Consider the following 367-nt stretch of genomic DNA (forward strand, 5'->3'; position numbering starts at 1 on the left):
TCCCCCCGCAACACTGCCAGTAATTGGCGTCAAACCAACTAAGGTCGGCGCTAGAGTCACATAGGTAAATCCACCAGTTAACGTGGCACTACCCACAGTGTTGGTAGCAACCACATTCACCGCGCCACTGGCATGGGCTGGGGTCACTGCGGTTAAGGTGGTGCTATTAACTACCGTGACATTAGTCGCCGCAGTTCCACCCAAAGTGACACTCATGCCGGGAATAAAACCGGAACCAGTTAAAGTGATCGTAGTGCCCCCGGCAATGGAACCACTGCTTGGTAAAACACTACTTAACGTAGGGGCAACTGCCGTGTAGGTGAAGCCACCCATTAAGCTGGCACTACCCACGCCATTATTCACCAAC

General features: G+C 52.9%; 1 protein-coding gene. It reads right to left on the reverse strand.

Annotated features, from left to right (window positions below):
• A partial coding sequence (locus tag ACD661_RS16970) for an IPT/TIG domain-containing protein (RefSeq protein ID WP_400189014.1) occupies positions 1-367 on the reverse strand: 367 nt, incomplete at both ends.

Source organism: Legionella lytica, from assembly GCF_044626755.1.
Classification (GTDB): Bacteria; Pseudomonadota; Gammaproteobacteria; order Legionellales; family Legionellaceae; genus Legionella; species Legionella lytica_A.